The sequence below is a fragment of the Microbacterium sp. BWR-S6Y genome, from assembly GCF_041379845.1.
Taxonomy (GTDB): domain Bacteria; phylum Actinomycetota; class Actinomycetes; order Actinomycetales; family Microbacteriaceae; genus Microbacterium; species Microbacterium hydrothermale.
On sequence record NZ_JBFECV010000007.1, the window covers coordinates 113,150 to 133,356 of the forward strand.

Sequence of the window (20,207 nt, forward strand, 5' to 3'; positions counted from 1 at the left end):
CTAGGCGCGCCGTTCTCGGGGTTCGCCGTGAATGCTACGATCCCGAACCACACGTCGGCAGGGCGTCGAGATCGCCGCCGTCGCGGATGGTCTGCAGTACCGTGAGCGACTGTTCGAGGGTCGCGGTCGAGAACACCCGGATGCCGTCGGGCACGTGCCCCACCACCTCGTTGCAGTTCGACTCCGGGGCGAGGAACACCGTCGCCCCGGCATCCCGGGCTCCGTAGAGCTTCTGCCGGATGCCACCGATCGGACCGACGTTGCCGTCGGCGTCGATCGTCCCGGTGCCGGCGATGTGCTGGCCCCCGGTGAGGTCTCCCTCGCTCATCTTGTCGATGATGCCCAGCGCGAACATCATGCCGGCGCTGGGTCCGCCGACGCCGTTCAGCTGGATCTTCACGTCGACGGGAAGGTCGAACGACTGCTGCAGGCCGATGCCGAGCAGCCACTGCTGCTGGCCGTTCGCCTCGGTCGACTTCGGCGTGATCGTCGCGGTGCCGGCGACGCCGTCGCGCGTGTACGCGACCGTCACGGGCTTTCCCGCCGCGGCCTGCACCGCGGAGCGGATCGCGTCGATGTTCGCGGCGGCGACGGCGTCGACCGAGGTGACGACATCGCCCACCTGCAGCGCGCCCGCGGCGGCCCCCGCATCGTCGACCGTGCCGATCGCGATCTCGCCGGGCACGTCGTACCCGAGCTCGCGGAGGGCTGCGGCCGACGCCTCGAGCTGCGAGTCGCTCATCAGGGCGGCGTTCTCGGTGTTGCGCTGCTCGGTGGTCTGCCCCGCGGGGAAGATGCGGTCGATGGGAACGACCGCGCGGGAACGGTCGAACCATGCCATGGCGAGCTCGATCCACGACGGCGTGCGCTCGCGGTTGCCGCTGACCTGCACGGTGAGCAGGTCGAGCTGACCGGTGGTGGTGCTGTCCTTCTCCTCGGGCACGGTGATGAGGGGCGTCTCCACGCCGTCGGCGTCGGTCGACGTGCCGAGCGTGTTGTAGACGGGTCCCGGCTGCTGGATGACGTACGCCGTGGGCAGGAACGTCATGACCAGGAGCACCACGAGCGCCACGGCCAGAGCCCACACGCCGGCGACGGTGGCGCGGCTCCATCGCTGTCGGGGCGCGGGCACGAGGGAGACGTTCTCGTCGAACAGCGTCACAGTGGGGGTCCTTCGTCCGGGTCGTTCGCGCGCGGCGTAAGCGGCGAGGGGCCGGGCCGACTGTTGCGGGGAAACGTGCGACTAGCGTAGATCTCGTTCCCCCAGACCTGGCTGAAAGGCGGCTGAAGTGGCAGACGACGACCGGAGCCCCGAGGAGGAGTTCCAGGAGCTCATGCGTCGCCTCATGTCGGGCGACACCAGCGGGATCGACCCCGAACAGCTCTCCCGCCTGTCGGGGATGCAGATCGATCCGGCGATGCTGCAGCAGGTGATGAACCAGCTGCAGGGCGCGTTCTCGGGCACGCAGGAGGGCGTCGACTGGAGCCTCGCCGAGCGTCAGGCGCTCCACATCGCCAACCAGGACGGCCTCGGCGTGACCACCGGTCAGCGCACCGACCTCGATCAGGCGTTCACTCTCGCGGGCCTGTGGCTCGGCGAGGCGACGACGATCAGCGACCTCCCGCGTCCGCCGCGCGCCGTCACCCGCGGCGCCTGGGTGAGCGCGACCCTGCCCGTGTGGCAGGAGCTCGCCGAGCCCGTCGCGACGAGCATCGCCGACGCGCTGACCACGGCCCTCGGGCAACAGGCCCCCGAGGACATGCAGGACATGATCGCGGGCGCCGGGCGCCTCATGCGCACGGTCGGCGGGTCCCTGTTCGCCACGCAGCTGGGGCACGTCGTCGGGCGCCTGTCGACCGAGGTCGTCGGCGGGGGCGACGTCGGCATCCCCCTCATGCCCGACGGGGACGCGGCGATCCTGCCGCAGAACTTCGCCGATTTCGGCCGCGACCTCGAGATCCCCGACGACCAGCTCGCCCTGTATCTCGCGACGCGTGAGCTCGCGCACGCCCGCCTGTTCCGCCACGCCCGCTGGCTGCGCCTGCACGTCATCTCGCAGGTGCGCGACTTCGCGCACGGCATTCGCGTCGACACCGACGCCCTCGAAGAGCTGGCGTCGCGGTTCGACCCCTCGCAGCCCGACGAGCTGCGAGGTGCGCTCGAGAGCGGCGCGCTGCTGCCCGAGCGGTCCGAGGAGCAGACGGCGGCGCTTACCCGGCTCGAGAACCTGCTCGCGACCATCGAGGGATGGGTCGACGTCGTGACCGAGGACGCCACCTCGCGTCTCCCCTCCGCCGCGCGCATCGCCGAAGCGGTGCGTCGCCGCCGCGCCGTCGGCGGACCTGCCGAGCAGGCGCTCGGCTCGCTCGTCGGTCTCGAACTGCGCCCGCGACGCATGCGCGAAGCCGCCGCCATGTGGCGCGCGGTCACCGCGGCGGTCGGCGTCGAGGGGCGCGACGCGCTGTGGGACTACCCCGACCTCATGCCCTCGTCCGACGACATCGACGACCCCGCCGCCCTCATCGCCCGGGTCACCGCGGCGTCGCGGGGAGAAGCCGCCCCCGCCGACGCGATGGATGACGCCCTCGCGCAGCTGCTCGCCGAAGAGGCGAGCGGCGGTCGCCCGGATGCCGAGGACTCGGCGCCCGCCGATCGCGCCGGTGCCGCCGGGGCGACGGATGACGCGACCCCGGCGACTGCGGACCAGGCCGACGAGAGCGGGGCGGCGGGTGCCGACGACTCCGGGCCCCGTGCCGACCCCGACGACGACGCCGCCCCGGGAGACCAGCGACCGGTCTGACGACGCACGGTCGTGGCGCGGCTCTCCGCCGCGCCGCGGCCGTCCCTTTCGTGCGCGGCGACGCTTCTGGAAAGGGCGAGAGAGCGGATGACGGATCGCCCTGATCTCGGCAGCCACCCGTGAGCGCGCCGTGGGGATGACGCGGCACCGCTCCTCCCCACCGCCATAGGTCGGCGCAGGACGTGTGGACAACGGCATCCAAGGGCTGACGGCGCGCCATGATCGGGCGATGATCCGTCTCTCCGCCTCCGCCCTCCCCCTGTGGCGCGACGACGGCCGGGTGCAGTTCGGTGCGCCGCCGCTCGCCGTCGCCCCCTACGCCGCCGACTGGGTCGACGTCGTGGTGGCCGCCCTCGTGGAGGGCACGACGCGCGCGGCCGCGCGCAATCTCGGACAGCTGTGCGGCGCACCCGAGGGGCACGTCGACGATCTGCTCGCGGCCGTCGCGCCGGCGTGTCGCTCGCGGCGACGGCATGCCCCGGTCGTCGTGCAGACCGCCGACGATCTGCCCGCGCGCGCCGTGCGGGCGGTGCTGGCCGCTCTGCCCGCGCGGGCGCGCGTGCTGTCGTGGGCCGGACCGGCCAGCGAGACGGCGCCGCCCGGATCAGCGGTCGTGATGCTGGGCGCCTACCGCGTCGAACCCCGACGGGCGGCGACGTTCATGAGGGACGACATCGCGCACCTCCCCCTCGTGCTCGACGGCGGCCGGGCCCGCATCGGACCCGTCGTGCGACCGGGCCTCACCGCCTGCTTGGCCTGTATCGACGCCGATCAGCGCCGCGACGACCCCAACTGGCCCGTCATCGCCGCGCAGCTGGTCGGGCGACCGCGGCCCGAGGTCGACGTCGCCCTCGCGGCCGAGGCCGGGCGCGCCGCGCGGTTCCTGCTCACCGCTCCGCGCGCGCCCCAGACGCGGTCGTTGCGCCTCGACGTCGATTCGTTCCGGCGGGTCTGGGAGATGCATCGGCCGAGCGCAGACTGCCACTGCCGATCTCTCGCAGAAAACGCGACGGAGACCGCTCCATCCGTCCGAAACCCCGAGCCCAGCTCACCGACAGGGTGCGCGCCGCGCGCGTGACACCGACGTAGGCGAGACGGCGTTCCTCGTCGACCGCCTCGAAGGTCTTCGCATACGAGATGGGCAGCAGCCCCTCGCTGACGCCGATGAGGTACACATGGTCCCACTCGAGTCCCTTGGCCGCGTGCAACGTCGCGAGCGTCACGGTGCGCGTCGTCGGTTCGTGCTGGTCGCGCGCCCGCGCCTGCAGGTCGTCGGTGAATCCGCGCAGATCGGTTCCCTCTGGAGCCTCCTCGGCCAACCTCAGGAGAGCGGCGCGCGCCTCCCACGCCTCGCGCAGGGCGCCGCCGGCCTCCGGCGGATCGTCCGTGAGTCCCACGCTGCGCAGCACGTCGCGCACCGTGCCGAGGAAGCCCGTCTGCATCGGAGCGACCGACGCCGCCCGCAGTGCCATGAGCGCCTGCCGCACCTCGGGCAGGTCGAAGAACTTGCGCCCGCCCAGCACCGAGGCGGCGATCCCCTTCGCCGCCAGGGCGGTCATGATCGCGGCGGACTGCGCGTGAGAGCGGTAGAGCACGGCGATGTCGTGCGGGTCGACTCCCCCGGCGAGGGCCTCGGCGATCGACCGGGCGACCGCGACGGCCTCGGCCTCGTCGTCGTCGAAAGCCCGCACCGTCGGGACGGGGGCCTCCTCGGCGCGCGCGGCGACGAGTTCGAGCGCCCCCGCGCGTCCGCGCATGAGGTCGTTGGCCACGGCGAGCACGGGAGCCGCGGAGCGGTAGTTGCGTTCGAGGCGCACCACCCGCGCGTCCTCGTGCGTGCGCGCGAACTCCAACAGGTAGCGCGCGTCGGCACCCGTGAAGGAGTACACCGTCTGACTCGCGTCGCCCACCACGCACAGGTCACGGCGGTCGCCGAGCCACAACTCCAGCAGGCGGTTCTGCAGGGGCGACACGTCCTGGAACTCGTCCACCGTGAAGTGGCGGTACTGCTCCCGCACTGCCGCCGCCACCCGCGGCTCCGCCTCGATCATGCCCGCGCACGTGAGCAGCACGTCTTCGAAGTCCATCTGCCGCCGCTCGTCTTTGAGCTTCTCGTAGGCGCGCTGAAGGGCGACCACCTGATCGACACCGAGACGGCCCACCCCCTCGGGGCGGTCGGCCGCGTACTGATCGATCGAACGGAGCGTGACCTTGCGCCACTCGATGGACGCCGCCACGTCGCGCAGCGTCGCCGTGTCGGGGGCCAGGCCCACGCCGTCGGCCGCGTGAGCGAGCATGCGCACCTTGTTGTCGATGATCGACGGCGCCTGATCCCCCGCGAGGGTCGGCCAGAAGAAGTTCACCTGCGCGAGGGCGGCGGCGTGGAACGTGCGCGCCGAGACGCCCGAGACGCCGAGGGCGCGCAGTCGCCCCCGCATCTCACCCGCCGCCTTCGCCGTGAAGGTCACCGCCATCACGCGCTGCGGAGAGTAGGCCCCGGTGTCCACGCCGTGCGCGATGCGTCGCGTGATCACCCGCGTCTTGCCGGTGCCGGCGCCCGCCAGCACGCACACGGGACCGCGCAGGGCCCGAGCCGCCTCGAGCTGGTGCTCGTCGAGCCCGTCGAGAGGACCTGTCACGCGACGCCCCGATACCAGTCCTCGATGAGCCGACGCGCGATCGAGGCCGGGCCGGGCAGCTGCGCCGTCCCCTCACCGCGCAGGGACGCGCCGATCTCCTCGCGATCGAACCACCGCACCTCGACGATCTCCTCGCCGTCGGCGCGCGCGTCGTCGTCGTCGATGACGCGCGCCCGGAAGCCGAGCATGAGCGAACGCGGGTACGGCCAGGCCTGCGACCCGCGATACGCGATGTCGTCGAGACGGACGCCCGACTCCTCCCCGACCTCGCGCCGCACCGCGTCCTCGAGGGACTCCCCCGCCTCGGCGAAGCCGGCGAAGCAGGAGTACCGATCACCGCCCCAGGCGGCGTTGGCCCCCAGGAGGATCCGATCGTCGGACTCCGCGGACTGCACGAGCACGATCACGGCCGGATCGGTGCGCGGGAAGTGCTCGCGGCCGCAATTCGGGCAGTGCCGCGACCATCCGGCGTGGCGCACCTCGGTGCGCGTTCCGCACGCCGGGCAGAACGGAGCGTCGCGCAACCAGCCCGCCAGGGCGACGGCGTTCGTGAACACCTCCGCCTCCGTCGCCGGGAGGTCGCCCCCCGCCGCCCGCAGCGCCGCCCACGCGGCATCCGGGACGAGATCATCGGGAGCATCGTCGTCCACGACGGCCAGCAGCACCGCCGCGCCGTCGGCCGAGCGGCCGAGGAACGCCCACTCGCGCACGGGCACGCCACCGGATGCCGGCGATCCCGCCTCGACGAGGACCAACCGCCCGTCGCGCATCGGCGCCGCATCGCGACGCACGAGCAGGACGCGGCTTGACCGGTCAGCACGCAGACGGCCGAGCAGAGCGTCGTCGACGCGCTCGTCTCCGGAACGGGCGACGCGCAACGGCTCCGAAGCGTCGACCGGGATGGGCGCGGAAAGCGGCATCGGGCACCTCTCTGGTGGCGGCTGCGGACGGGGAACGGGAAGGCCCGACCTCACCGCAGAAGGGCGTGGCGCAGGCCGAGGGGTGAAGCCCCGACCTACCCTGGGGGGCATGGCACGCTCGCCCCTCATTTTAGCCGCGTCGGCGACGGCGGCCCTCCCGCGCACCGCGATCTCGAGCGTCAGTGCGCTGACCGAGAACAGCGGCGGACGCTTCGATTCCGCGCTCGCGACGACCGACGACGGACGCGATGTCGTCGTGCGGATGCCCGCGAGCGACGAGGCGTCGTCGGATCTCGCCGCGGAGGCTCGAGCTCTGCACGCGCTGACCGCGGGAGTCCGCGCGCTCCTGCCGTTCGCCGTGCCCGAGGTGCTCGGCGAGGCCGGGTCGGGCGCGCAGCGCGTGCTGGTCGTCGACCACATCGACGGGTACCGCATCGACCCCGCGCACCTGCCGAAAGGCCCCGGCTACGCTCCGGCGATCGGCGCCGCGCTCGCGGCCGTCCACGCCCTGCCCGTGTCGATCGTGCGCACCGACGGACTGCCGGTCCGCTCCCCCGAGCAGGTGCGCGACGACGTGAAGAGGCTCCTCGATCGCGCCGACGCCACCGGACGCGTCAGCGACGATCTCATGCTGCGCTGGCGCCGCGCCGTCGACGTCGACGACCTGTGGCGTTTCGAGTCCGCCGTCGTCCTCGGCGGGGCCACCAGCGCCTCGGTCGTGCTCGCCGACGACGAGCACGACGTGCCGCACGTGGTCGGCATCCTGGAATGGGGCGGTCTCAGCGTCGGCGACCCGGCGGTCGATCTGCGCTGGCTGGCATCCGCTCCCCTCGCCGCCGACGACGTGCACGAGGGTTATGCAGCGGCGGGCGAACGCTCCCCCGATCCGTTGCTGCGCGAGCGCGCCCGTTTCTACGCCGAACTGGAGTTCGCCCGCTGGCTCGTGCACGGTCACGACGCGGGTGAGAGCGACGTCGTCGCCGACGCGGTCGCCCTGCTCGACGCCCTCGCCGACGGGGTGCGCGGGGACCACATCGTGCCCGATTCCCGCAGCGACATCGACGACGCCATGGCCCTCGTCGAGTCGGTGCCTCCCGTCGCCGCGCCCGCCGTCGTCGACACGTCGATGCAGACCGACGCTTACGACCCCGAGGCCCTGTCGCTGTACCTCTCGGCCGAGCGCGATCGCGTCGCCGCCGCGGAGGCTCTCGCGGAAGCCCTCGACGACCACGATCCGGATGCCGACACCGGAGCGATCCACGTCGATCAGCTGCCCGCTCGAGACGACGTCGACCCCGAGGAGACCGCCCCCCTCGACCTGGACGGCTGGGACGACGACGACGCGCGCACCCAGGGGCCCGCCCTGCGGGGCGAGACCGCGACCACCTCGCTCTGGGGCTCGTCGGCCGTGTCCGGCGACGCCGGCGAGGGGGCCGAGCCCGCGATCCGCGCGCACCGCGACTCCGCCGAGCCCGACCCCTCCCCGGTCGACGATGAGGAGGATGCCGCGCGCGCGAGCCGCGCCGCCCTCCGCCGCTGGGGCGTCGCAGACGACACGGTCTGACACCGCGGCGGCGGGCTCTCGCGGCTCTTCCGGGGGCGGCGGGTTCCCGCAGCTGATTGCCGTGGGCTCCCACGGCGGCGGGTTCCCGCAGCTGATTGCCGTGGGCTCCCATGGCGGCGTGCGCTGCGTGTACCCCCGCAGCAGGGGCTCTCCGGATCTCCCCGCCGCAATGGGCGCCCCGTGCCGGCGGCTCCCGCTGTCCCTCGCGCCGGTGGAGAGGTGCCGCCGGCTCAGTCAGCCCCGGATGACCAGTTCGTCTCCGACGTAGAACAGCGCGACGTCGATGAGGTCGAGGTCGATGCCGTGCTTCGCGTGGTACGCCTCGCGGTACAGCTCGAGCTGCACCATGCGCGATCGACGCTCGGCCTCGGTGGTCGGCGGGCGCCCCGTCTTCCAGTCGACGATCTCGTAGCGATCCCCGTGCCGGTAGACGGCGTCCAGCTTGCAGATCACCACGTGGTCCCGGCCGTCGAGCCGCCTCGTGACGTAATCGATCTCGGTCTCGACCTCGATCGGGCGCAGTGACGCCCACTCGGACCGCTCGAAGCACTCGCGCAGCCGCTGCAGCTCGGCCGCATCCGCGGCGGAGGAGCCGGCCTCGTCGTCGTCCCACAGCGCGTCGTCATCGAGCCCGACCCCCGACCCCACGAGCCCCGAGCGCTGCTCGACCCACGCGTGGAAGAGTGTGCCGAGACGGGTCTGCCGATACGGGCGTTCCGGCATCGGTCGACGCAGATCCTCGACCGCTCCGCCGTAATCGGCGACGAAATCCTTGAACTTCGACGCCGGGATGCGGGTGGGCGCGGGCGCATGCTCCGGGCGGAGCCGCTCGGCCCGCTCCGCCAACAGCAGATCGAGGTCGGGGTCGGGCGCTGCCGGCGGAGCGTTCCTGGCCGCCTGCGCGTGCGCGACCGCCGCCGTGACGGCCGTGCGGCGCGCACCCAGCGGATCGAGCGGCCAGTGCAGCAGGCGGCGTTCCCCGTCGTACGGGTCGTCACCGGGATCGTCGATCACGAGGTCGATCCCGAGCGCCTCGAGGGCTTCGTCGAGGAAGACGCTCGGCCGGCGCGGGCGCTTCGTGCCCGACCAGCTCGACCCCGACAGGAGCAGGTGATCGCGCGCGCGGGTGAAGCCCACGTAGGCGAGTCGACGGTCCTCGTCGAGCTGTCGGCCGCGGTTGTCGGCGACGAAGGACTCGATCGCGGCCTTCAGATCCTGTTGGGTCTCGGCCCCTCGCCACCCGAACACGGGGAGCCAGGCCGCATCACCGCGGAATTCGGACGGAAGGATGCCGAACCCCAACCACCCCTTCGTGTCGCGCGCGAGCGAGGGGAGCTCGTCGGTCACGAGACGCACCACGGCGACGGCATCCCACTCGAGACCCTTCGACCCGTGGATGGTGAGCAGCTGCACGACGTCGTCCTCGGGCGGCTCGGTGCGCGGCGCGAACTCGTCGGCCTGCTCGGCGTGGTCGAGCCACGCCAGCAGACTCGACACCGAGCCCGATTCGTCGGCCGCGAGGAAGCCGCGGATCTCGTCGACGAAGGCCCGCAGCTGCGCCGAGGCGACGCGCGCGGGGCCGCGGGATTCGTTCGCGGCGAGCTCGATGTCGAGCCGTAGCTCGGCTTCGATGAGGCGGATCAGTTCGGGGATCGGCGCACCGAGGCTCCGGCGCAACCCGGCGAACACCGCGCCTGCCTCGCGCAGCCGCGCGCGCCCGTCGGGCGTGATGTCGGCGAGCCAGCCGTGACCGTCGCTCTGACGCGCGACGAAGTCGAGGGCGTCGACGAGCGACGCGCGGTCGGCACCGGGCGTCGAGCGCAGCCGATCGACGACGTCGGGCTGCAGCGGCTGCAAAGCGACGTCATGCGTGGCGAGACGCTTCGCGAGCTGGGCGAGCGCGCGCAGATCGGCCAGGCCCACGGCCCAGCGCGGGCCCGACAGCAAGCGGATGAGCGCCGACCCCGCCTCGGGGTCGCTGATCACCCGGAGCACCGACACCACGTCGACCACCTCGGGGGTCGTGAGCAGTCCCCCCAGCCCGAGGATGCGATGGGGGATGCCGCGTCGCCCGAGCGCGTCGCCGAAGCGCACCATGTGCTTCTTGCTGCGGAACAGCAGGGCACCGGTCGTGGAGCGCCCGTGCGCAGCGCGTTGCGCGCGCACCCCGACGAACCAGGCCGCCACGCGGTCGGCCTCGGCGTCGAGGTCGTTCTCGAAGACCGTCTCGACGAGTCCTTCCGGTGCACCGGGTCGCGGTCGCAGCTCGTCGACCGCCACGGCGGCGCGCGGCGCGAGAGGAGCGAGTACCGCGTTGGCCGCGGTGAGCACCTGCGCGCTGTTGCGCCAACTCGTCAGCAGCGTGAACCGTCGGCAGTCGACGCCGGGGGCGAACGCCGCCGGGAAGCCGCCCAGGTTTCCCGCGCTCGCCCCGCGCCACGCGTAGATGGCCTGATGCGGATCGCCCACCGCCATCACCCCGGTGCCGCCGAACAGGGTCGCCAGCAGGTCGGTCTGCACGACGGAGGTGTCCTGGTACTCGTCGAGCAGCACCACGCGGTAGCGAGCACGCAGCTCCGCCACCACCGCGGGGTGCTCGCGGGCGATGCGCAGGGCCCCGGCCACCTGGTCGGCGAAGTCCATCACGCCGAGCCGGGCTTTCTCGCGGTCGTAGGCGGCCGCGAGCGTCGCCAGGAGCGACAGCGCCGAGACCTTCGCGGCGGCATCCCCGACCTCTTTGTAGACGCTCACGCGCGCGGAGGTCGAGGGCCGCTCGACGATCCGCCCGAACTCGTCGGGGAACGCGGCCAGGTCGTCGAGGTCGACGAGGTTGTCGACGCCGTCGCGGGCGATGCGCAGCGCCGCGTCGATCAGCGTGCGGGGGGATTCTTGACGCTCCTCCAACCGCGGGTCGTCGGAGGCGAACACGACACGTCGCATGAGCAGCCACGCCGCGGACTCCGACAGGATCGCCGCCTCGGCATCCCGACCGATGCGCAGGCCGTGCTCGCGCACGATCGAGTCGGCGAAGCTGTTGTACGTCGACACGGTGGGGCGGTGCAGCAGCTGGTCGCCGTCGTGCGCGTCGGGCACCTCGGCCCCGGTCATGGCCACGAGCGCGTCGAGTGCCTCGCGCCGCGCCGCGTCGCCGCGCGCCCCCTCGAGCGCCGAGAGGTCGGCGAACACCTCGAGGCGGCCCTCCGCGTGCAGACGCGGGAGGAACGGCAGGAGCCCGCGCGCCTCGAATTCGGACAGTCGTTGCAGGCGGCGCTGGATGCGCTCCGCCAGCTCTCCCGCGGCCTTGCGCGTGAAGGTGAGTCCGAGCACCTCGTCGCGACGCACAAGGGCGTTCGCGACGAGCCAGACGACGCGGCCCGCCATCGTCTCGGTCTTGCCGCTGCCGGCCCCCGCCACCACGAGCGCGGGTTCGAGCGGGGCCTCGATCACGGCGGTCTGTTCGACCGTGGGGGGGAACTGCCCCAGAGCCGCGGCGATGGTCGCCGCCGACAACACCTCGCTCATGACGCGCTCACCGCCGAGACGGTGTGGATGCGGCACAGCCCGTACGAGAACTCGTCGCGGCAGTGCACCTCATAGGGGGCCGCGAACGTCGTCCCCCGCATGACGTCGACCGCGCTCTGCACACGCGAGACGAACGCGGCCCGCTGCTCCTCGTCGAACGGCTTCTGCGTCGGCTCGGCGTAGTCCTTCGTCGCGGCCGTCGGCCGAAGAACCAGCAGCTTCGCCCCGCCGGCGGGCGGGCCCGCCACCTGGTCGATCGCGCCCGACGAGAACGCCAGCTGATAGGCCGCGAGTTGCGGATTGTCGGCGACCTTCGCGTCGGTCTGCGGTTCGCTCTTGCCCGTCTTGAGGTCGACGATGACGACCTCGCCCGACGGGGTGAGCTCGACCCGGTCGATGTCGCCGCTGAGCACGGCCCCGTGCGCGCCGGCATCGGCGATCGGGATCGGCACCTCGAAATGCCGCTCGGCGGCGATGAGCCGTCCACCCGCGTCGTCGAACCGACGCAGGTAGGCCGCGAGCCGACGCACGAGGTCGCGCGCACGCACGCGCTCGGCGCGCTCGCGCCACGCGGCGTCGAACACGAGCTCTCCCCACCTCTCGTCGACGACCGCCCACAGGTCGTCTTCGGACGAGGATGCCGCGGTCTCGAGCGCCGCGTGGATGATGGTGCCGATGCCCGCCGTGGTGCCGCCGCGGTCGCCGCCCAGATCGGCGATGACCCAGTCGAGCTGGCACTCCTCGAGGGCGTGCAGTCGCGAGGGCGAGACGCGCACGTCTTCGCGGTCGAGATCGCGCAAGGGGGCGGTGGAGCTCGGCGGAGCGACGCCGTACCACTGCTCGACAGCGGCACCGGCGACACCGGCGTTCGCGAGCAGGGCGAGTTGCCCGGCGGCGTGCACCCGCTCGGCGGCGGTGACGCGCGGAGCGGTCAACGAGCGGCGATGCCGGGCGACGAGCCCGCGCAACGACAGCGGGTGCTCCGGGATCGCCGCCGCGGGCTCGGGGGTCGGCAGCATCTCGAACAGCACGCTGGGCCCGGTGTCGTCGTCGTCGACCGCGGTGACGACGAGCAGGGAGTCGGCACGGCTGATCGCGCGGACGAAGAGGCGCAGCTCGTCGTGCATCGCGGCGCGGCGGCGATCGAGCATGCCCGCCGCGGGAAGGTCGGGGTTCTGCACGGCGTCGGCGAGACGCCACGTCTCGAGCAAACCGCCGCGCAACCGCGTGTTCGGCCAGACGCCGTCTTGCACACCGGCGATGACGACCGTGTCGAACGCCGTGCCGGCGGCCGCAGCGGGGGTGAGGATGCGCACGGTGTCGACCACGGCCGGCTGCTCGATGCGGTCTTCGGCGACATCGCTGTCGAGGACGGACCGCAGGAACACCGCCGCTTCGCCGTCGGGTTCGCGTTCGGTGAAGCGTTTGGCGGCTTGGAACAGGGCGACGATCGCGTCGAGGTCGCGATCGGCCTGCTCCGCGATGGGCCCGTGACCGCGGGCGGCCTCGCGCCAGGTGCGCGAGAGGGCACTGCGCTCCCACGCCGTCCAGAGGAGCTCGTGCGCGGTCGCCCGGCCCTCCGCCTGGCCGCGCAGCGCCGCGAGGGTCTCGCCGAGACGGATCGCTCGGCGAGCCTCCCGGGAGTCGATCGTGGCCAGCTCGAGGGGGAACCGCACGCCCGACACCAAGAGTTCGGTCGCCGCGCGCACTCCCCCTGCCCCGACCTCTTCGTGGCGCAGGGCCGTGCGCAGTCGCCGCAGCTCGATGGCATCCAGGCCCCCGAAGGTGCCGAGCAGAGCGTCGACGACGTCATCGGCGACCCACTCCTCGGGGGCGGTGGTGCCGAGCTCGACCAGGCGCACGAGGTCGCGCACCGGTCGCTGCGCGCCCAGGGCGAGACCGGGCCCGCTGGCACGAGCGGGCACCTCGCGAGCGGCCAGCTCGGCCTCGAGGGTCGCGACCTGTCGTGAGTCGTGGGCGATGACCGCGCACGAACCCCAGGCCACTCCCTCGATCACGTGCCGTTCGCGCAGGATGCGCGCGATCGCGTCGGCCTCTTCGGCGGGCGAGCGAAGCAGGTAGGTGCGCACCGAGCCCTGCCTCGCCACGCCGACGGGCGCGCTGCGGTGCGCCACGACGCCGGCCGCGCCGATGCGGGATGCCACCTGGCGCACCAGGTCGATCTGTTCGGGCGTTCCACGGTGGGGGGTGCGCAGGGCCGCGAGGGTCCCGAGTTCGCGCGCGAGACGCGCGAAGTTCTCGGGCGTCGCCCCACGGAAGGCCCCCGATCCCACGTCGGGGTCGCCGAACGCGACGACCCCGATCCCGAGGGCGCGACAGGCGCGCAGCAGGTCGATGCCTCCCGCGGTGAGCTCCTGGGCGTCGTCGACGAGGATGCACCGCAGCGTCGCGAAGCGCCCCAGCAGCGCGCGGTCCGCGAGGGCTTCGTCGAGGACCGACACCGCCTCGCGCGCGAGGTCTGCCGCGTCGCGGTGCGCGCCGCGCATGGCCGCCCGCACCGCGCGGTATTCGTCGGCGAACGACGCCAGCGACGCCCACACGGGGAGGTCGTGTCGCGCGGCCAGCGCGGTCAGGTCGTCGGAGCCGAGTCCGAGCTCGGTGCACTCCGCCAGGAAGGCGCGCAGGTCGCCGCGGAACCCCCGGGTGGCGCGGATGGTCGGGCCCAGCCAGTCGGGCCAGCGCGACGCGCCCTCGAGCTCGTCGAGGGCGTCGCCCTCGAGCAGGTCGCGGATGATCTGGTCTTCGTCGCCGCCGGTGAGCAGCTGAGGGGGCTCGCCGCCCCGCCGCACCTCGGCGCCCCGCACCAGGTGGAACGCGAACGACGCCACCGACCGCGCGAGCGCACCGCCCGTCGCGCGCTCGACCGCGAGCGCGAGGGGATCGCGCAGCGCCGTCGCCGCGGGCCGCGTGGGGGTGAGGACGAGCAGGTGGTCGGGATCGACACCGGATGCCACGAGCTCGCGCACGCGCGCCAGCAGGGTCGTCGTCTTGCCCGACCCCGGAGCCCCCACGACGACGCCGCTGGCGGTGGCGGGCCACGCGACGATCTCGCGCTGGTCGGCGTCGAGACCGTCGCTCGCCGTCGCACCGCCGGGGGTGGCGGCATCCGTCATCTGCATGCGTTCCACGCTAACGGCGACCTCCGACATCGCTCCGGTGCGACGGGCGGGGCGGCATCGATCGGCGACGTTCGACGGTGTGCGCACCGCGGCCGGCGCACGCCTGGCGCGTCGCGTTCGCCATCCGCGAAGCGGCCCGCGCGACGGGCTGCCGTGTCGGAACCCTGCCCTAGAGTCGAAGCACGCGCCGGGCCGACCGCGGCCCGCGGGGAAAGGACGCATCGTGGAGATCCGCATCGGCATCACCAACACCGGCCGCGAGCTCAACTTCGAGACCAACGAGAGCTCCGACGCCGTCAAGTCGGCCGTCGCCTCGGCCCTCGACAGCTCCGCCAGCCACGTCACCTTCACCGACGTCAAGGGCAACTCGTACCTCGTCCCCACCGCCAACCTCGCGTTCGTCGAACTCGGCACCGAAGAGTCGCGACGCGTCGGCTTCGTCGCCTGATCCTTCCGCCGTGCAGATCCTGCTCGGTCTCCTGGTGGGCGCGGTGATCGGCCTCGCGGCCCACGTCGCGCTCCCCGGCCGCGACCTGCGCGGAGCCGCGCTCGCCCCGTTCGCGGGCGCGGCGGCGGCCGCCGTCGCGTGGACGGCGCTCACCTGGACGGGGCTCGGCGACTCGCCCCTCGTCTGGGTGGTGGCTGTCCTCGCCCCCGCGGCCACGGTGTTCGCGCTGATCCCGCTCGTCAGTCGTGCGCGTCGCGCCCGCGACGACGCGGATCGCGCGCACCTGACCGTCTGACGCTTCGCGACGCACGGCCTCCCGTCTCAGCCTCCGCGAGGGCCCGCACGGGAGCCACGGAGCCGAGCCGCGACAGCGCCCTCACGAGCGCACCGATGGCGCGTCCGAGCCACCGCGACGGCGCCCCGCACGAACGCAGCGGTGTCAGGCCGCCAGGCCCATGGCATCCATGCGTCGCGCGTGCGCACCCATCAGCTCGCTGAAGACGGGCTCGACCTTGGCCTCGTCGGCGCGGTCGAGGTGCCCGTGCCGCAGCGCCGAGCGCGCGACGAGCAGCGTGTCGCCGACGAGCCGGCGCCCCCACAGCGCGAGGAGCCAGCGCCACTCCTCATCGCTGTCGATCGTGGCGCCGAGGATGTCGACGATCGCCTGCCGGTCGTCGTCGGCCTGCAGGATGCGCGCCACGCGCTTACCGGTGTCGCCGTAGCTCGAGGAGAGCGCCAGGTAGAAGTCGTCGAGCATCCCGGCCGTGATGTGGACCGTCAGCATCGTCTCCTGGGGACGGATGCCGTGCGTGTTGCGGCGGAACTCGTCGAGCGACTCCCGGAACGGCAGCATCAGCTGCGTCGGGTCGGCCCCGCGCTCGCGGATGAGCGCCACGAGCTCCTGGTGCTTGATCAGCGCCGCGCCCGCCGCGCGCGACAGCGACTCCTTCTCGGCGAGCTCGGGCGTGAGGGCGATCAACTCGCTCAGCGTCTCGAAGAAACCGAGCTGCAGGTAGGCGGCCTGCCCGAGGAAGGTCTCGACGTCGGGGGCCAGCTCGGCGAAGTCGACGCGCATGGCCTCGCCGAGGTCTCCGCGCGAGCGCAACTGCAGCGTGCGGCCCACCGGGCGCTGACGACGACGAAGCCACTCGAACACAGACCACAGCCTAGGCGCGGTGTCGGGGGCTCGCGAGACACGCCGGGTAGAGTGGTCGGGTCCCGGCGATGGATCGGGACCCCGCGCCTGTGGACGAGTGACGGCGTGGATACGACTCCCCAGGCGGTCTCTCGCCGCCGGAACAGGCTGTTTCATGACGACCTTCGCCGAGCTCGGCATCGACCAGGACATCGTCGATGCCCTGGCATCCAAGGGCATCACCGATGCCTTCCCCATTCAGGAGCAGACCATCCCCCTGGGCCTGCCCGGCCAGGACATCATCGGTCAGGCCAAGACGGGTACCGGAAAGACGTTCGGCTTCGGCATCCCCGTGGTCCAGCGCCTCGGGCTCGACCCCGAGCCGGGCGTGAAGGCGCTCATCGTCGTCCCCACGCGCGAGCTCGCCGTGCAGGTCTACGAAGACATGGACATGCTGACCTCCAACCGCTCCACGAGCGTCGTCGCCATCTACGGCGGCAAGGCGTACGAGGGCCAGATCGACCAGCTCAAGGCCGGCGCCCAGATCGTCGTCGGCACACCCGGCCGTCTGATCGATCTCGCCAACCAGCGCCTGCTCGACCTGTCGCACGCGACCGAGGTCGTGCTCGACGAGGCCGACAAGATGCTCGACCTCGGCTTCCTCGCCGACATCGAGAAGATCTTCTCGAAGGTCCCCGCCGTGCGGCACACGCAGCTGTTCTCGGCGACCATGCCCGGGCCGATCGTCGCCCTGGCGCGCCGGTTCATGTCGAACCCGATCCACATGCGCGCCAACGACCCCGACGAGGGCCTCACGCAGGCGAACATCAAGCACCTCGTCTACCGCGCGCATTCGCTCGACAAAGACGAGGTCATCGCCCGCATCCTGCAGGCCGAGGGCCGCGAGAAGGCGGTCATCTTCACCCGCACCAAGCGCGCCGCCCAGAAGCTCGTCGACGAGCTCGGCGACCGCGGCTTCAACGCCGCCGCCGTCCACGGCGACATGAGCCAGGAGGCGCGCGAGCGCTCGATGGCGGCGTTCAAGGCCGGCAAGAAAGACGTGCTGATCGCCACCGACGTCGCCGCGCGCGGCATCGACGTGAACGACGTCACGCACGTCATCAACCACACGATCCCCGACGACGAGAAGACCTACCTGCACCGCGCCGGCCGCACCGGCCGCGCCGGTCGAACCGGTATCGCGGTGACGTTCGTCGACTGGGACGACGTGCACAAGTGGGCCCTCATCAACCGCGCCCTGGAGTTCGGTCAGCCCGAGCCCACCGAGACGTACTCGTCGAGCCCCCACCTCTACACCGACCTCGACATCCCCGAGGGCACGAAGGGCCGTCTCGTGACCGCGCCGAAGGCGGCCGAGTCCAAGCCCAAGCCCGAGCGCAGGAGCGAGGGATCGACGGATGCCGAGGGCGAGCGCGCCCCGCGTCGTCGCCGTCGTCGCGGGGGCTCGTCGAGCGGCGAGTCGTCGACAGAGGGCGCTCCGCGCACCGAGGGCGGCGCCGGAACGCACGACGGCTCCGGCAAGGAGCACCACGACGGCAACGCCGCACCGCGCCGCCGTCGTCGCCGCCGCAGCGGCGGCAGCTCGGGAGCCCCGACCGCTCCCGTCGCCTGACACGCGCACGTTCCGACGGCGCCGATTCCTTCGGGGGTCGGCGCCGTCGCTCGTCGCGGTCGGACGGCGGCATCCGGCCCCTCTGCTCCCCACCCGGAGGGCGCACCCCGCCCTCACCCCCGCGAGAAACGCCTCCTGTGTCGAGACACGCTTCGAGGACGCGTTTCTGAGCACAAACGGCGTTTATCGCGGCTCCCACCACCCCGGCCCGCACCGGCATCCCAGCCCGCACGAGCACCCCGGCCCAGACCGACGCCCGGCGGCCCACCCCGGCGCCCCGGCCCGCACCGGCGCGGCGGCCCCCGCCTCAGGCGTAGATCGGCGCCGTTCCGCGGCCGCGAGCGACGATGCGCGCGACCATGTCGTCGGCCGTGGTGTTCTCCCCCGGGACGTTGGGTTTGCCGAGGCCGTGATAGTCGCTCGACCCGGTGACGATGAGGTCGCGCTCCGCGGCGAGGGCGGCGAGCAGCGCGGTGGGCTCGGGAAGGTTCTCGCGGTGCGCGAGCTCGAATCCCGCCAGGCCCGCCCGGAGCATCGCCTCGATCACGCTGTCGGGCAGCAGGGCACGACCGGCCGGGTGTGCGACGATCGGCACGCCCCCCGCCGAGACGACCAGCTCGACGGCGGTCACCGGGTCGGGAGCGTAGAGCGCGACGTAGTAGTCGCCGGAAGGGTGCAGGATGCCGGCGAACGCCTCGGTGCGGTCGGCCACGATCCCCCGCGCGACGAGGGCGTCGGCGATGTGGGGGCGTCCCACGGTCGCGCCGTCGGTGGTCTGCGCGACGATGTCGTCCCACGCGATGTCGTAGTCGTGCGAGATGCGCTCGGCCATGATCTGGGCGCGATCGAGGCGGGACGAGCGGATGCGATCGGTCATCGCGCGCAGGCCCGCGTCGTCGGGATCGACGAGGTAGGCGAGCAGGTGGACGCTGCGCCACCGGTGCCGGGCCGACAACTCCATGCCGGGGAGGAACGTCATCCCGAGCGAGGTCGCCGCCTCGGCGGCCTCGGCCCAGCCGGAGGTGGTGTCGTGGTCGGTGAGCGCGGCCGTGCGCACGCCGTGGCGGTGGGCGGCCGCCATCACCTCGGCGGGGGGCTCGGTGCCGTCGGAGTGCGAGGAGTGCAGGTGCAGATCAGCCGGTCCGTGGAATCGACGATCGTGTGGCACCCGTCGAGCGTATCGCTCCGGGTTCCGCCGCGGCGCGCGCGGGCACCGCGGGGCCTCGTCGTGCCGCGCGGTATCGCGCCCTGCCGTCTCCGGGCACCCCGTCACCCACCCTCACAATGACGACGCTCGGGCTCCACCCTGCCGGCATCCGCCGATCTCCCAGACGGCTGTCCTAGGGTCGGTCGGGTGCGTCGGCTGCTCGGATTCCTCGTCGCGCTCGTCTTCGCGGCGGGCGCTGCGGTGCTCACGTGGCCCTCGGCCTTCGGACTCGAGCGCACCTTCCCCCTCGCGCAGATCATCTCCTTCCGCGCGGCGCTGGCGGCCGTGTTGGTGGCCGCGACGCTGCTCATGCTGCTGTTCGCCCTCATCCGGCCCCTCCGCGCCCTCGCGCTCGTGCTCGCGCTCATCCTGGGCCTGGCCGGCGGGGTCAACGTCGCCCTGCTGAGTCAGCGCGGTCTCGGCACCGAGGCGCTGCCGGCCAAGACCGACACGAGCCTGCGCGTGATGACCTGGAACACCGCGGGATCGGCGACCTCGGCGGAGTCGATCGCGCAGTTCGCCGTCGGCATGCAGGCCGACGTCGTCACGCTCCCCGAGACGACGATCGACACGGGCGCCGAGGTCGCGAAGCTCATGCGCGACATGGGCCAGCCGATGTGGGCGCACCACGCCGAGTACGGCGAGTACGGCATCACCGGATGGGATGCCACCTCGACCACCGTGCTGATCCGGCCCGAGCTCGGCGACTACTCCGTCATCCAGTCGTCGCTCGACGGGTCGAGCAACACCTCCACCGTGCCCAGCGCCGTGGCGATGCCCGTGTCGGGAGACGGTCCGATCATCGTCGCCGCCCACGCCGTCGCCCCGCGCGAGGAGTACATGCCGCAGTGGCGCAGCGACCTGCAGTGGCTCGCCGACCAGTGCGCGAGCGACAACGTCATCCTCGCGGGCGACTTCAACGCGACCCTCGACCACATGACCGGCATGGGCGTCGACGGCGGAACCCTCGGTCGCTGCCACGACGCGGCGTCGGAGAGCGGCAACGGCGGGGTGGGCACCTGGCCGACCGATGCGCCCGCCCTGCTCGGCGCCCCGATCGACCATGTCATGGCGACGCCCGACTGGACCGTGTCGGGCTCGGTCGTGATGCGCTCCCTCGACGGCTCCGGCAGCGACCACCGGCCGATCGTCGTGCAGCTGGAGCGCACCGGGGGCTGAGACGGCTCCTCCCCGCGCG

At 72.9% G+C, this 20,207-nt stretch carries 13 protein-coding genes; 6 read left to right on the top strand and 7 right to left on the bottom strand.

The window, feature by feature from the left end; all coding sequences use genetic code 11:
* Window positions 1-34: 34 nt before the first annotated feature.
* Entirely contained in the window at window positions 35-1,162 is a 1,128-nt protein-coding gene (locus tag AB1K56_RS14980) for a PDZ domain-containing protein (RefSeq protein ID WP_371206294.1), read from the bottom strand.
* Window positions 1,163-1,289: 127 nt separating this feature from the next.
* On the opposite strand from AB1K56_RS14980, the gene AB1K56_RS14985 reads away from it, so the two are divergent.
* A complete protein-coding gene (locus AB1K56_RS14985) occupies window positions 1,290-2,801 on the top strand; it encodes a zinc-dependent metalloprotease (RefSeq protein ID WP_371206295.1) in 1,512 nt (503 codons plus the stop codon).
* Window positions 2,802-3,688: 887 nt separating this feature from the next.
* On the opposite strand, the gene AB1K56_RS14990 is transcribed toward AB1K56_RS14985, so the two are convergent.
* On the bottom strand, window positions 3,689-5,440 hold the full coding sequence (locus tag AB1K56_RS14990) for an ATP-dependent helicase (RefSeq protein WP_371206296.1): 1,752 nt from the start codon (window positions 5,438-5,440) through the stop codon (window positions 3,689-3,691).
* Window positions 5,437-6,360: an NAD(+) diphosphatase gene (gene nudC / locus AB1K56_RS14995; RefSeq protein ID WP_371206297.1), complete on the bottom strand. Its 924-nt coding sequence runs from the start codon at window positions 6,358-6,360 to the stop codon at window positions 5,437-5,439. Before nudC ends, AB1K56_RS14990 begins: the two co-directional genes overlap by 4 nt.
* 109 nt (window positions 6,361-6,469) lie before the next feature.
* Here nudC and AB1K56_RS15000 point away from each other — a divergent pair, with 109 nt between their 5' ends.
* On the top strand, window positions 6,470-7,924 hold the full coding sequence (locus tag AB1K56_RS15000) for a phosphotransferase (RefSeq protein ID WP_371206298.1): 1,455 nt from the start codon (window positions 6,470-6,472) through the stop codon (window positions 7,922-7,924).
* 234 nt (window positions 7,925-8,158) lie between these two features.
* Here the strand turns inward: AB1K56_RS15000 and AB1K56_RS15005 are convergent, their stop codons facing one another.
* Both AB1K56_RS15005 and AB1K56_RS15010 read right to left on the bottom strand, forming a co-directional pair.
* Window positions 8,159-11,446: a UvrD-helicase domain-containing protein gene (locus tag AB1K56_RS15005; RefSeq protein ID WP_371206299.1), complete on the bottom strand. Its 3,288-nt coding sequence runs from the start codon at window positions 11,444-11,446 to the stop codon at window positions 8,159-8,161.
* Entirely contained in the window at window positions 11,443-14,586 is a 3,144-nt protein-coding gene (locus AB1K56_RS15010) for an ATP-dependent helicase (RefSeq protein WP_371206300.1), read from the bottom strand. The genes AB1K56_RS15005 and AB1K56_RS15010 overlap by 4 nt, the downstream gene beginning before the upstream one ends.
* A 223-nt stretch (window positions 14,587-14,809) precedes the next feature.
* Between AB1K56_RS15010 and AB1K56_RS15015 the strand changes: the two genes are divergently transcribed.
* Both AB1K56_RS15015 and AB1K56_RS15020 read left to right on the top strand, forming a co-directional pair.
* On the top strand, window positions 14,810-15,034 hold the full coding sequence (locus AB1K56_RS15015; RefSeq protein WP_116537759.1) for a DUF3107 domain-containing protein: 225 nt from the start codon (window positions 14,810-14,812) through the stop codon (window positions 15,032-15,034).
* 10 nt (window positions 15,035-15,044) lie between these two features.
* On the top strand, window positions 15,045-15,329 hold the full coding sequence (locus AB1K56_RS15020) for a hypothetical protein (RefSeq protein WP_371206301.1): 285 nt from the start codon (window positions 15,045-15,047) through the stop codon (window positions 15,327-15,329).
* 144 nt (window positions 15,330-15,473) lie between these two features.
* Here the strand turns inward: AB1K56_RS15020 and AB1K56_RS15025 are convergent, their stop codons facing one another.
* The gene (locus AB1K56_RS15025; RefSeq protein ID WP_371206302.1) at window positions 15,474-16,190 is read right to left on the bottom strand and encodes a ferritin-like fold-containing protein; all 717 of its coding nucleotides are present in this window, start codon (window positions 16,188-16,190) and stop codon (window positions 15,474-15,476) included.
* A gap of 154 nt (window positions 16,191-16,344) precedes the next feature.
* On the opposite strand from AB1K56_RS15025, the gene AB1K56_RS15030 reads away from it, so the two are divergent.
* Window positions 16,345-17,802 (top strand): DEAD/DEAH box helicase, encoded by a 1,458-nt coding sequence (locus AB1K56_RS15030; protein ID WP_371206303.1) that lies wholly within the window; start codon window positions 16,345-16,347, stop codon window positions 17,800-17,802.
* Window positions 17,803-18,109: 307 nt separating this feature from the next.
* Here AB1K56_RS15030 and AB1K56_RS15035 read toward each other — a convergent pair whose 3' ends face one another.
* Window positions 18,110-18,970: a PHP domain-containing protein gene (locus AB1K56_RS15035; protein WP_371206304.1), complete on the bottom strand. Its 861-nt coding sequence runs from the start codon at window positions 18,968-18,970 to the stop codon at window positions 18,110-18,112.
* A 186-nt stretch (window positions 18,971-19,156) separates the two neighbouring features.
* Between AB1K56_RS15035 and AB1K56_RS15040 the strand changes: the two genes are divergently transcribed.
* Entirely contained in the window at window positions 19,157-20,188 is a 1,032-nt protein-coding gene (locus AB1K56_RS15040; RefSeq protein ID WP_371206305.1) for an endonuclease/exonuclease/phosphatase family protein, read from the top strand.
* Window positions 20,189-20,207: the final 19 nt, after the last annotated feature.